Here is a 12808-nt window from a genome sequence, read left to right as displayed (position 1 = left end):
GGGCACGGGGCGGCTCACAGTTGAACCCCATGCGCCGCGTCGGTAACAGCGAGCTGCCGCAGTGGAAGCTCGTCCACGTCGTGCACCACCGGCAAACCGCGTGCACGGGCCCGGGCCACATCCATGTCGGCACCACGGGACTCGCCGGGCAGGCGCAGCACCGCGTCACAGCGGGCGAGCAGCCGCTCGGCCACCGGGTACTGGTAAGCGTGGAACACCGCATCGCCCGGCTCACGCCCACCCGCCGCGTGGATGATGGGCAGCGCCAGCCATTCGCCCAGCATCGGCAGGTGCCCGCGCTCGTAAATGGGCAGCGCCGCGGCCTCCAGGCGGGCGCGGTTAGCGGCGATTTTTTCGGGATCGCCATCGGTGCCCGAGAGATACGGCCCAGCGATGAGCACCAGCAGCGGGAGGTCGTGGGGGATCGAGGTGGACATGTTTTTGCACAATCGTGATTCGTGCAATATCATGCACAAACATGCAAATTCACGCAACCGTAATGCCGTACCCGTTTGTCAACGCCAGTTTCCTCCCATGCTGACCACCCACCGCAAGCAACTCATCCTGGAACGCCTTCGGCAGCACGGCCAGGTCGTGGCCAAAGCCCTGAGCGACGAACTCGGCATCTCCGAAGACACGGTGCGCCGCGACCTGCGCGAGCTGGCGGCCGACGGTCTGCTGCAGCGCGTGCACGGCGGCGCCCTGCCCGCCTCGGCCGCCGTGGGCAGCCTGCAGGTGCGCGAGCAACTGGCCCCCGAAGACAAGCGCGCCCTGGGCCGCGCCGGGGCGGCGCTGGCGCAGCCCGGCCAGGTGGTGATCCTGGACGGCGGCACCACGTCGCTGCAGGTTGTGCAGCACCTGCCGCTGCAGCTGCGCGCCACCATCGTCACGCACAGTCCGGCCGTAGCCGTCGCGCTGGCGGGGCATACAGAGGTAGAGGTGCTGGTGCTGGGGGGCCGCCTGTTCCGCCACTCGATGGTGAACGTGGGCGCCAGCGTGGTCGAAGCTGCGGCCCAGTTGCGTGCGGACCTGTACCTGATGGGCGTGACCGGGGTGCATGCGGACGCGGGCCTGACCACAGGCGACTTCGAGGAGGCCGCCGTCAAACGCGCCCTGCTCCAGCGCGCGGCCGAGACGGTGGTGCTGGCATCAACCGACAAGCTGGGGGCAGCATCGGCCTTCACGGTGGCGCCGCTCAAGGCCCTGGCGGGCCTGGTGGTGCCTGCCAATACGCCCGCACGCGTGCGCAATGCGCTGAAGGCGGCCGGAGCGCCCGTGACCCTGGCACCCGCCTGATCCTGGGTGGACCTGGGGGGCCGGTGCAGACCCGCAGGCGCTGCCTCAGGGCCGGGGCAAGCCGCCGCCCGGCCCCACCAGCGGGGCATGCTGCGCCATCAGGGCCGCCACCCAGTCGATGAACACCCGCGCCTTGGCGCTCACGTGGCGGTTGGGTGGGTAGGCCACGTACAGCGGCATGGTGTCCAGCGCCCAGTCCTGGAACAAAGGCACCAGCTCGCCAGTGCCCAGATGCGGCTGGGCGATGTAATGCGGCAACCACAGGATGCCCATGCCCGCCAGCCCCGCGGCCTGGTAGGCATTGCCGTCGTCCACCGCCAGCACATAGCGGCCCTGCACCTGCACGTCCTCTGCACCGCGCCGCATCGCATACGGAAAGGTCTTGCCCGAGCGCGACCACAGGAATCCCACCACGCGGTGGTGCGTGTCCTCCAGGTCCTTCGGGTGCGCTGGCATCCCGGCGCGCTCCAGGTACGCAGGGGCCGCGTACACGCCCAGCTGCAAATCGCCCACCCGCCGCGCGATGAGCGACTGGTCCTGGATCTCTCCCCCGCGCACCACGCAATCCACGTTGTCGCCGATGAGGTCGACCATGCGGTCGCTCACGCCCATGTCGAGCTGGATGTCGGGATACTGCGCATGGAACTGCGGCAGGGTCGGCACCAGGATCAGCCGGGCCAGCGGGCTGGGCACGTCCACCCGCAGCCGCCCCCGGGGCGCGGCCGATGCGCTCGACAGGCTGGTTTCCGCATCGTCCATGTCGGCCAGCAGCCGCACCGCGCGCTCGTAGTACGCAGCGCCATCGGCGGTGACCTGCACCCGGCGCGTGGTGCGGTGCAGCAGCTTCACCCGCAGCCGCGCCTCCAGCTGCTGCACCAGCTGCGTGACCGTGGTCTTGCTGACGTGCAGGGTGTCCGCCGCCTTGGTGAAGCTGCCCGATTCGACCACCCGCACGAAGGCCTGCATTGCATCGAACCGGTCCATAGCGCTCCTGTCTTGCCGAAGATTGGCCAACGATTGTTTGGAGTTTACAAACAGTGATGGACAGGCTGGCCTGTTTATCCCCGGCGGGCGCGCCGATAAATTGCAGGGCATCGACAACCCGGGCCGACACGGCCCACCGAAAAGGAATATCCCCATGCCCTCGACCATGCCCTCGACGTCTCCCCGCGACGTGGTCTTTCCGCCCGGCCGCCAGGCGCTCTACGAGAAGAACCGCTACTCGCCCGCCATCCGGTCCAACGGCTTTCTGTTCGTCTCCGGCCAGGTCGGCAGCCGCCCCGACGGCTCGCCCGAGCCCGACTACCAGGCCCAGGTGCGGCTGGCGTTCGAGAATCTGAACGCCATCCTGCAAGCCGCAGGCTGCACCTTCGACGACGTGATCGACGTGACGGTGTTCATGGTGGACCCTGAAAAGCACTTCGAGGCCGCGTGGGAAGTGGTCGGCGAATACTGGGGCAACGCGCCGCACCCCACGCTCACCGGCATCGGCGTGACATGGCTGTATGGCTTTCAGTTCGAGATCAAGGTGATCGCCAAGCTGCCCGAAGCTGCGGACTGCTGAGCGCAGAACGCTGAGCACCCGCTCCGGCAGGCTCTGTCAGAGTGATGCCGTCCGAGCCACGCCGAATCAGTGCGACCCAGCGCGCAGCGCATCCACCAGCGCCTGCGCAAAGCCCGACAGCACTACACCGCGGCGCACGCAGATCTGCAGGTCGCGCTGCGCCCAGGGCTCGTCCATCTCCACCACCACGGGCGGCTCGCTCAGGCCCGCGGCCGGCACCGCACCGCGGGGCACCAGGCCAATGCCCACGCCCGCCCCCACCATGCGGCACACGGCCTCGAAGCTGCGCACCTGAATGCGCACATCCAGGTGCCGGCCCAGGGCGGCCGCTGCATTCATGGTGAAAGTGTGGATGGCCGAGCCGGCGTGCAGCATGACGAAGGCGTGGTCCAGCACTTCGGCAAACCCCACCTTGGCGCGCGCAGCCAGTGCGTGGCCTGCGGGGACGATGAGCACCAGGCGGTCCTGCCGGTAGGGGGCCAGCTCCACCCCCGCGCCCGTGCCGCTGTCGGCCAGCACCCCCACCTCGATCTCGCCGCTGGCCACCGCGACCACGATCTCTGCGCTGGTGCGCTCCTCCAGGCTCACGCTGACCTGCGGATGCCGCTTCAGGAACCCCGCCAAGTCGTCCGGCAGAAAAGTGTGGGTGGCGTGCGTGTTGGCCCACAGGCTCACATGGCCACGGATGCCGGTGGCAAAGGGCGACAGATTGGCGTGCATCTGCTCAATGCTGGCCAGCACCTGCCGCGCATTGCGCAGCAGCGCCTCGCCCGCGCGCGTGAGCGCCAGGCCGCGCGTCTGGCGCTCGAACAGCGTGGTGTTCAGCGCCTCCTCCAGCCGCCGCAGCCGGTGGCTGGCGGACGACGGTGCCAGGTAGGCGCGGGCGGCGCCGCGTGTGAGGTTGCGCTCCTCGGCCATGGCAACAAAGAGGCGCAGATCGGTGAGGTCGTAGTTCAAGGGCGTCCTGGCATCGTTCGTCTGCAACGAACGCAGGGTTGCGGGATGGGCAATTGTGCATGACTGCTCTCCAGGGCACCATGCAACCCCTTATCACTCCATGCCGATGCAAAGCACACACAGCGTTCGAAGATTTCACACGATCTGAACGCACTGCCTTGCCGCACAAATCCCCCATGCCCTGGAAGAACTGGTCCGCCGAACGCCTTGGTCTTGCCCTCGCCATCCTGGCTGCACTGGGCTTTTCGTTCAAGGCCATCTTTGTGAAGCTGGCCTACGCCGTGCCGCAGGCCGTCCCCGTGGATTCGGTCACCTTGCTGTGCCTGCGCATGGCGTTTTCCGTGCCCGTGTTCGCCTGGGTCGGCTGGCGTGCCAGCCGGCAGCTCGCGCCCCTGAGCGGGCGCGACTGGCTGGCCATCGTCGCGCTGGGGCTGCTGGGCTACTACGGCGCCAGCATCCTCGACTTCATCGGCCTGCAGTACATCACTGCCAGCCTGGAGCGACTGATCCTGTTCACCTACCCCACGCTCACCATTGTGATCGGTGTGCTCTTCATGGGCAAGCGGGCATCCCGCCGCGAGATGGGGGCGCTGCTGCTGTCCTACGCCGGCATCGGCCTGGCCTTTGCGCACGACCTGCAGATCGCGGGCGACACCCGCGCCGTGTTCCTGGGCGCAGGCTTCGTGTTCGGCTCGGCGGTGTCGTACGCGTTCTACCAGGCCGGCAGCGAGCCTGCCATCCGCAGGCTGGGCGCGGCGCGCTTCACCGCGCTGGCCATGCTGGTCTCCACCGGCGCGACGCTGCTGCACTTCATGGTGTCGCAACCGGTGGGCGCCCTGGTGCAGCCGGCACCGGTCTACCTTCACGCGCTGGGCATGGCGGTGTTTTCCACCGTGCTGCCGGTGTTCATGACATCCGCAGCCATCCGCCGCATCGGCGCAGCCCAAACCGCGCTGGTGGGCACGCTGGGCCCCATCCTTACGATCTTCTTCGGTTGCTGGCTGCTGGACGAGCCGCTGTCCTGGCCGCAGATGGCGGGGGCTGCGCTGGTGCTGGCGGGGGTGTTGCTGATCAGCAAGCGGGGCAGCCCAGTGGCGCCGCGCCAGGGCAACGCCAGCGAAGGCCCCTCGCAAGTTGCAGTCCCCCGCCATTCGGCCTGACGTGGCGCTGCAGTCAGCGCAGGCGGCAGGCCTTGGCGTACGACGGGCTAGCCGAACAGCTTGCCGACAAAGTTCTTGATGCTGGCGCCCAAGCCGATGCGCTCGCGGGCCGACTCGTACATATCCGGGCTCAGCGCCTTCAGGCGTTGCAGCAACTGCTTGGCAGCGCCTCGGTCCTGCGGCGTGCCCCGACCGAACCACAGGCAACCAATCCAGTCGCGCATGGCATAGACGTTGTCTCCATCGGCCGCAATCTCCAGGTGGTAGGCAGCGCTTTCAAGGTCTTGCGCAATGCCGTCGCCCGCGAGCAGCGCCTTGCCCAGGCGCTCGTGGGATGACAGATGACCCAGCGCAGCCGACCGTGCCCAGTACTGCATGGCCAAAGCCTTGTTCAACGGCTGGCCCTCTTCGCCGTCGAAGTGCGCGATGCCCAGGTTGAACATGGCACCGCTGTGTCCCCATCGCGCGGCTTCGCGCCACCAGTCGTACGCGCGCAACTTGGCGGCATCGTCGCCGCGCTGAAAGAACTCGATGGCACCCATCACGAACATGGTTCTGGGCGAAAACTGCTGCATGCCGTAGGAGGCCACCCGCCCCAGCTGCTCTTCGATCGCGGGGCGCTGGTCGGCGCGTGCGGTCTTGAGCTGGTCGCTCAGCCAATTCGCCACGGAGCCCGCCGCGCTGCCACTGCCCCACAGCATGGCCTCTTCAAAATACGCCATGGCGACGTCTTGTTGGCCCAGCGCTTCGTAGTAGTCGCCCAGCCGGTCGAACCGGTCCGCCACCGGCGTGATGCGCACGGCGCGCAGCAGGTGGTCCACGGCCAGCTGCATCTGGTCCTGGTAACGGTATTGGCTGGCCAGTTGGGAATGCGCTGCGTCGAAGTCGGGCGCTTCGTGCAGGATGCCGTTGAGCAAGGCGATGGCGCGGTCCGAATCACCGTTGCACTCCTCGACGTCTGCCAGTTCTGACCGGTGGGTAGCATGCACACGTTTGCGCTCCTCTTCAGGCCACGATGCACTCCACTGCTGTGCAGCGCGGAACAACGCGTCGACCTCTGCCAGCGACCCGCCCCACTTGGGGTTCAGCGCCCACATCAGGCGGCCATACAGCACCGGGCTGTGCGGCAAGTGGGGCTGGGCCAGTGCGATGTAGTCGTGCTCAGGATCATCGCTGCCGGCACGCGCCATGGTGATCCCGACCGCGATGGCCAGCGTGGGCCGAGCGGCCGCCGCCAGGGCGCGGTGCAGGTACGGAAACGCCGCATCGAAGTACTGCTGCATCACCGCAAACTGTTTTTCGCTGGTGGCATCGACCGTGCAAGTACCGCGCGCTTGCCAGGCCACGACGCAGTGCAATTGCGCTGCGAACAGCAGGGCCGCAAAGCTGTGGGGGTACGCCTGCACCCACGCCTGGGCGGGCTCGATCAGATCGGCCCGCTGCAAGCCCATGTGGGACCACGTGCGTGACAGCCCCAGGTCAGACAACGCACCCGACTCGAACGCCGCCCAGCTGGGCGCCAGCAGCGCCTGCAGCGCGTCGAACTGCCGGGCCTTGAGCAGGTCCATCACCTTCAAGGCAAATTGCCGTTGGGGGTGGTTGAGAACGACAGGGTCGAGAAGGTGTTGGTGCTGGGACAAAGCAGTCATCATCATCGGTAAGTGTCTGGGTGCGATCGGCGCCGCGCTGAAGTGGCGGCCACCAATCAAATTAAGGGGTGGTAGGCGCCGTGCTCAGCGTGGCCTTGCAGCCGGTGGGCAACTGGGCCCGCTCGATGTCCGGGCTGCCGCAGGTCCACTTTTTGATGGCCTTCTTGCTGAAGTTGTACTCCGGCGCAAGAACGATGTGTTTGCCCGCCACCGGCCCGCTCTTGATCTGCAGCGTGACGGGCCCGCGCGGCTCGGTGGTGATGCGGGTGAACACTGCGCCCATCTCTGCCTCCAGCGCTGCCAAGGCAGGGTCGCTCCAGTCGAGCTCCAGGCTTTGGCCTTGCTCGAATCGCTGGCTGAGCAGGTGCGTGAGCTTTTTGGTAGCGGCCTTGGCGTCTGACACGGCAGACATGGTGGGGTCCTGAGACTCCTGGTACAGAGACCACACTGCGGGGACAAAGAGCCACAGCAACGCACCCGCAATGCACCAGGCCAGCAGGCTCTTGAACACATCGAACGCCCTGGACGCCCGCGTGACTTGCTGCCTGGCGTTCTTCACATCGGCCCGCACCGGGGCCTGTGGCGCTGCGCCGGCCTCCGCGCCCTGGGCCTGCGCGATCAACGCTTCATGAAACAGCTCCGGCGCGGCGCGGGCTGCACGGGCACTGGCAGGCAAGCGCTCGATGACCGTGGTGCCCGCCCACACATCGTGAAGGTGCCGACCGCCCGTCAGCCACGGCTCGATCAGCTTCCACACAATGGGCAGTGCGATGTGCAATACGTACTTGATGAAGTGCCGCCAGATGCTGGTGGCGAGCGACGGCTTTTCACCACGCGTTGTCACCACCTGAATCTTCAGGCACCGTTTGCCCAGCGATCCAGGTCCTGCGTCGAGTAGCGCCGGCAGGAAAAACAGCACCACGGCACCCAGCAGCTTGGGCCAGATGGACCAGGACATATCCCACACCACCACCAGCCACACCGCGGCTGAGACGAGCATCTGCACGCCATCGATCACGGTGGCGACGGTGCGGCTCAGGTCGGTGGCCAGGAGGACGGCGACCGGTGTGGCCGCTGCGGCGGGTGCAGGCTGCTGCGCGAAGGCCGTAGTGAAGTCAGGCTCACCGCCGCTGGCCAGTGGGGTTCGGCACATCACGCATTGGGTTGCTTCGCCGGGGTTGTGCCACTGGCAGGTTGGACATTTCATGGGGATGCAAAAGCGGGGGAAACGGGCGCGCAGAGAGATGAATTGCCAACGGCCCTAGGCTCTTGGGGAAATCACCGCAACGAACCTAGGCTGAGTGCGAGATTTTCCCATCATGCCGTCGAACTAAATGGGGGCGAGGCTTGCTTACTCTGCGAATCTGCAATGCACTCTGGTACTCAGCAATTCGTTGACCAGCGGCAGGAGTATGGAGCCAGCACTTGTGCTCCTACAGCCGGCGCAACTGCAGACTCGTCATCTCGTCAGGCGCCGCAGCATCATAATTCCGCTGTGCAACTTCACGACGTAGCAGCATCCCCGGCGCGCGACAGCCAGCGGGTGATCGTGGTGTCCGGTACGCCCTGCAAGCCCGCGTAAGCTTCGGCCCCGGCGTGTGGCTGAACGACCATCGACGCAGAGGTCAAGCTAGCAGCCTCCCGCGTGCTGAGCATGACATGGGCCAGGGCGCGCAGACGCCATTTGCTGGCCAGCGTTGACATCACCGTAGCCGTGGTCGGCGAAATGCGGCGACTGCAAAGGGTCCCGCGCATGCTAGCCAGCGCGTCGGCCTATCGGCTTGTACGGCGCATCACCAACGCGTCGATGGAGTCCTTGGAAGAAACTTCCCTACCTTGCTCGGGCGAATTCCAGTCCGACCTGTGCGCTGCTATCGAGTACGAGGGCGTTGCACATGCGGTTTGGGGTGCTGCTAGAGCTCGGTGGCGCCGACACGATGCAGGCCCTTAGCGCCTTCCATGGCAGCTATGGCAGCCAGCGTGCGCCGAGGAGTCATCGGTCCCACGCGGGGGACCTGATGGGGTTGCGATGGCGCAAATCTGCAAGGCGTCGCCAATGCTGTGTCGCCTTAAGCAGTGAAGAAGGCCGCGTTTGCGCTGGTTCTAGCGGGATCGCTTTTGGTCGGCGTGGCTGGGTTAGCGTGCCTAAGCGTCATTGAGGATCATGCTGGGCGAAATGCCTGCTTTGCTGCGGGACGGCCGGAAAGCCGTACCGCGTTAGCGAATGGCTACTGATTTGCTCACCCGCGGTTTGGCGGCGCGCTGGCAGACCTTACATTGGACCGAGAAACCACGGCAAATTAGGTTTGCGCGATAGTCTCTTCAATTGATAGCAAAGAGCTCTGCCCCGAAATCTCACTCATACATGTCTGATATATCTATTTCGCCTCTAAACAACTTAAGAAACATAGATTGGCCGCTGCTTCCGGGAGCAAAATTGCGTGCGGTGAAATCTGCGTCAGACGCATGGATATGCCTAAGCGCTTCTGAAAATTCCATTGTAGTCGGCACGCGACCGAATGACTCACCGACTATAGATGCGTACAAGTCAGTACGCAAATAGACCATAAAAGCCTTAAAAGCATTTGATCGAGGTAGCAAATTACCCGTTTGCCCTAGATTATCCCATGATCTCGGCCACTTGTTTCTGATTGCCGAAAAATAATTAAATAATATTTCTGCAATATCCACTTCTTCACCATGCAAAAATAAATTACGAAATGGTGTTTTTTGAAGCTCCATGATAGAAGCAGTCTTTATTCGAACACCATCCAATAACTTATTCCGATCTTCAATCGGATCATTGGAAATGAATTTCACCAACGATTCCACAAATGCTGCCTGACTTAATGGCTCCTTTTCTCGACCGGGAGTTGCCGAGCCTAAGCGCTTAATTCTTTGAAAAAATGGGCTATTTCGTTGTGAATCGAGAGCAACCGTTACATTGTGACAAGTTTTATGTGGACTGGGCGTTTTCGCAAGCTCGGTCAGATCATAAACAAGATTTTTGCTTACCTTGGTCTGCTGTAAGTTCACCGTTGCAAAGATATTTGCTTGCACGGAAATATCGGCGCCAACAAAAATCGCAACATTCACTTCAAAAGGTCTTTGAAAATCAAATTGCCAATTTTTATCCTCATCCATGAAGGCAGCGATTCGATGCTGCCCGTCAATTACTTTAGCTACTCTATCAAACGGAATTGACTCTTCATCGCCTTCGGCACCTTCAAAGCTTCGAATGGTCAATATTCCGCCTGACTGTTGCCCTGGCTCAAATGTGGCACATTTTTCCTCCACCGCCAATATCACTGCCGTGGGAAAAGTCGCATCACGTCCTTGTAAATACTTTCTAATTTGCTTGACTCGAGCTGTGCTAACTGGTCGCTGGATTCCCAAGTATCGCTCGATGTCTCGCTCAGACTGGACCATTCGCCTGACATCTGAATACGACATTTCAACCAAATCCTGAGCTCGAATCGAGGCGATATAATAATCACCAATCGGCTGACTAACTTTTAAGACCGAAAGCCTCAGTGTTGTGGGCATATTTATCCTCTCTGCGCAAGGCGTTCAGCAAGCCCAGCTGTCACGTCAGCACCGCCATTGCCCAACTCCGCGCCATAAACGGCCGGATCGTGTGCCTCATCAAGCAACGTTAGATACCAGCAATATAAACCAAATATATAAACCCAAAAGGCATAACTATCCAAGCCGCGATACAAAAAACTATCCAAAAACGCTGGAGAGTTAATTCTTATTAGGCCAAACGCTATCGCCGTTGCGACAATCAGCAAACATGCCAAGCCTAACACAAAAAAGTAGCCGGGAAAAAGATCTATTTTGCCCTTGTTATTTTTCACGTCTACCGATAAAGTGAGACGAACAGCTTTGTAGCGTTCAAATATCAAATAGAGGTATGGTGCTAAAAAAGTCGTTGCATAGACAAAAAGTTCAGATATATTTATCGCAGAACCGATTTTTGCCACGAATTTTATGAATGCGCCTTCCGCCCCAGCGGGTATTGCGGTTAGCACTGTTGCGGCCAATATTGGCAAACTCGTTGCCACCAACAAGAAAAAAAACTTCAGTGCAGCCTTCCGGTGACTGGCAAAGGGGAAATATGCAACACACTGAACAAAAGGGATTTTCAATGCAATTTTTAGTAACATTTTATGACTACCTCTTGGAATGTTCCACGAGCGCCTGCGCTGCCAGCTATTACACTTGACCTGCTAAGTGTAATAATTTTCCCAAGGCCTTTATATAGCGACTTAACGCTATCATGGCATGCGTTTGTCACCAAAACCACGGCTCCCCGATCGACCGCTAAACTCACCTTATCTCGAAGTCTTATCTGGTCATCCCAAGAAAAAATACTCTCATTGTACTTAACAAAACCATTGTGATTATGCTTTACGGTGTACGGTGGATCGACAAAAACAAAATCCCCCAAGCACGCCCTATTAAGAGCTTCTTCAAAATCTCCTGCTAACAATTCGACATTACTCAAAGCTCTAGATACCGCTTTGAAGTTGTCTGTTGAAAGCAATACATTTTGCTTAGTGCCAATTGGAACATTAAATTGCCCCGATTTATTCACCCGATAAAGACCATTCCAGCAAGTTCTATTTAGATAAATAAACTGTGCTGCTCTTGCGTCGATATCATCGAAGTCCATTGAGCGGATTTCGTAATAGTATTCGAGACAGTGATTTTGCTGGTGAATATTAAGCCATTTAACAACGCCCTTCCAGTCATCCTTTATTGCTTGATAGGATTCAATTAAACGTACATTTTTATCAGACAGGATAGCGGAGGAAGGTTCCATGCCAAAAAAAACGGCTCCACTACCTACGAAAGGCTCAATGAGCCTCAACGTGCCAAGTGAAATAAGGTCTGCATGCTTTTCAACTAACCAGCGCTTCCCTCCAGCCCACTTAAGAAACGGACTTAACGACATCGCACACCACAATTTGCTCTCTCATGACGGGAACTTTCGATCTTCGAATCCAGTGCTTATACAACAATTTGTAAGTGCCTCTTTGTTCTCGACGATTGCTCAGTGACTTTAGATGGTCGCCGTTTCACACCCCTACGGCAAATTCTCCCGAAAAATCACCTGGCTCCGCGTCGTCTCCACCCCACTCGTCGGCTCCCTTCCATCCCGCAGATTCGCAAAAATCCGCACGCAATTCATCACCGCCCCCTGCGGGTTCTGCGTGATCACCGCATCCATCGTCCCGTCAATCAGCAGCGCCCGCGTATCCGGCGTGAGCCCATGGCCGATGAACACGATCTTGCGATCCGCACCCGCCTCTTTCAGCGCCCGCCCAATGCCTTCGGCCCCGCCACCGATGTTGTAGATGCCTGCTAAATCATCGTGCTGCTCCAGCAGCGCGCGGGCCTGGCGGTAGTTGCGTTCGGCGTCGTCCTGGCCTTCGCGCACGCCCACCACCTGCACCAGGGGGAACTGCTCTTCAAACAGGTGCAAGAAGCCCGCCTCGCGCTCCTCGTGGGCGCGGTAGCGCAGTGATCCCACAATCATCGCCACGTGCGCGTTGCGGCTGTGGGCCAGCGGGCCCATGAAGCGGGCGATCAAATAGGCGGCGGTGCGGCCGGCGGCGCGGTTGTCCAGGCCCACGTAGGCCACGCGGCGCGAGTTGGACAAGTCCGATATCAACGTGACGGTGGGCACGCCCTGCTCTGCCAGCTGGGCCACGGCCTCGCGCACCACGGGGTGCTCCAGCGCCATGAAGGCGATGCCGTCGCAGCGTTTGCCGTAATGCAGCAGCGCTTTGGCCAGCGCGTCGGGGTTGAAGCTTTCGATGTACGCCGCCTGGCAGCGCACGTTGAACGGGGCCCAGTGGTCCTGCGCGTAGCCGATCACGTCGCCCAGCATTTGTAGAAATCGGTTGCTGCCCTCGGGGATCAGCACCATCAGGCGCAGGGGCTGCGGCTGCAGTGCTGCGTGCAGCTCGGCCTGCGGCAGATAGCCCAGGGTGGCAGCAGCCTGCAGCACCCGCTGCGCGGTGGCGTTGCGCACGCCCGACCGCTGGTTCAGCACCCTGTCGACCGTGGCGGTGGAGACGCCGGACAGCTGGGCGATGTCGGGGATGCGCGGGCTGCGGGGACTGCTGGGACTGCTTGGGTGGGGCGGGGTTTGGGCCATTTGCGATTCAATC

Annotated in this window: 12 protein-coding genes; 3 read left to right on the top strand and 9 right to left on the bottom strand. The window is 61.5% G+C overall.

Features of this window, described 5'->3' with window-relative positions:
• Positions 1 to 14 precede the first annotated feature (14 nt).
• The gene (locus ASF16_RS15915; RefSeq protein ID WP_056169379.1) at positions 15 to 437 is read right to left on the bottom strand and encodes a hypothetical protein; all 423 of its coding nucleotides are present in this window, start codon (positions 435 to 437) and stop codon (positions 15 to 17) included.
• Positions 438 to 534: 97 nt separating this feature from the next.
• Here ASF16_RS15915 and ASF16_RS15910 point away from each other — a divergent pair, with 97 nt between their 5' ends.
• Positions 535 to 1296, top strand: a complete 762-nt coding sequence (locus ASF16_RS15910) for a DeoR/GlpR family DNA-binding transcription regulator (protein WP_056168964.1) — start codon at positions 535 to 537, stop codon at positions 1294 to 1296.
• 45 nt (positions 1297 to 1341) lie between these two features.
• Here ASF16_RS15910 and ASF16_RS15905 read toward each other — a convergent pair whose 3' ends face one another.
• Positions 1342 to 2280: a LysR family transcriptional regulator gene (locus ASF16_RS15905; protein WP_056168961.1), complete on the bottom strand. Its 939-nt coding sequence runs from the start codon at positions 2278 to 2280 to the stop codon at positions 1342 to 1344.
• Positions 2281 to 2434: 154 nt separating this feature from the next.
• On the opposite strand from ASF16_RS15905, the gene ASF16_RS15900 reads away from it, so the two are divergent.
• Positions 2435 to 2860, top strand: a complete 426-nt coding sequence (locus tag ASF16_RS15900) for a RidA family protein (RefSeq protein ID WP_235507392.1) — start codon at positions 2435 to 2437, stop codon at positions 2858 to 2860.
• 66 nt (positions 2861 to 2926) lie between these two features.
• Here ASF16_RS15900 and ASF16_RS15895 read toward each other — a convergent pair whose 3' ends face one another.
• Positions 2927 to 3817: a LysR family transcriptional regulator gene (locus tag ASF16_RS15895; protein ID WP_056168954.1), complete on the bottom strand. Its 891-nt coding sequence runs from the start codon at positions 3815 to 3817 to the stop codon at positions 2927 to 2929.
• A gap of 176 nt (positions 3818 to 3993) precedes the next feature.
• On the opposite strand from ASF16_RS15895, the gene ASF16_RS15890 reads away from it, so the two are divergent.
• Positions 3994 to 4977: a DMT family transporter gene (locus ASF16_RS15890; protein WP_056168951.1), complete on the top strand. Its 984-nt coding sequence runs from the start codon at positions 3994 to 3996 to the stop codon at positions 4975 to 4977.
• A 47-nt stretch (positions 4978 to 5024) separates the two neighbouring features.
• On the opposite strand, the gene ASF16_RS15885 is transcribed toward ASF16_RS15890, so the two are convergent.
• From ASF16_RS15885 to ASF16_RS15870, 6 genes are all read right to left on the bottom strand, one after another.
• The gene (locus ASF16_RS15885; protein ID WP_235507391.1) at positions 5025 to 6626 is read right to left on the bottom strand and encodes a tetratricopeptide repeat protein; all 1602 of its coding nucleotides are present in this window, start codon (positions 6624 to 6626) and stop codon (positions 5025 to 5027) included.
• A 61-nt stretch (positions 6627 to 6687) separates the two neighbouring features.
• The gene (locus ASF16_RS15880; RefSeq protein WP_056168946.1) at positions 6688 to 7779 is read right to left on the bottom strand and encodes an RDD family protein; all 1092 of its coding nucleotides are present in this window, start codon (positions 7777 to 7779) and stop codon (positions 6688 to 6690) included.
• Positions 7780 to 8981: 1202 nt separating this feature from the next.
• Positions 8982 to 10172: a DGQHR domain-containing protein gene (locus tag ASF16_RS25555; protein WP_082516954.1), complete on the bottom strand. Its 1191-nt coding sequence runs from the start codon at positions 10170 to 10172 to the stop codon at positions 8982 to 8984.
• Positions 10173 to 10174: 2 nt separating this feature from the next.
• Complete coding sequence (locus ASF16_RS26215; RefSeq protein ID WP_156372088.1) at positions 10175 to 10795, bottom strand: hypothetical protein; 621 nt, start codon at positions 10793 to 10795, stop codon at positions 10175 to 10177.
• On the bottom strand, positions 10786 to 11586 hold the full coding sequence (locus ASF16_RS25550; RefSeq protein ID WP_082516953.1) for a Dam family site-specific DNA-(adenine-N6)-methyltransferase: 801 nt from the start codon (positions 11584 to 11586) through the stop codon (positions 10786 to 10788). Before ASF16_RS25550 ends, ASF16_RS26215 begins: the two co-directional genes overlap by 10 nt.
• 132 nt (positions 11587 to 11718) lie before the next feature.
• A complete protein-coding gene (locus ASF16_RS15870; protein WP_056168941.1) occupies positions 11719 to 12795 on the bottom strand; it encodes a LacI family DNA-binding transcriptional regulator in 1077 nt (358 codons plus the stop codon).
• Positions 12796 to 12808: the final 13 nt, after the last annotated feature.

Source organism: Acidovorax sp. Leaf78, assembly GCF_001422735.1.
Classification (GTDB): domain Bacteria; phylum Pseudomonadota; class Gammaproteobacteria; order Burkholderiales; family Burkholderiaceae_C; genus Acidovorax.
Note: the sequence above shows the minus strand (reverse complement) of the source record. Positions and strands in the feature narration are given on the sequence as shown.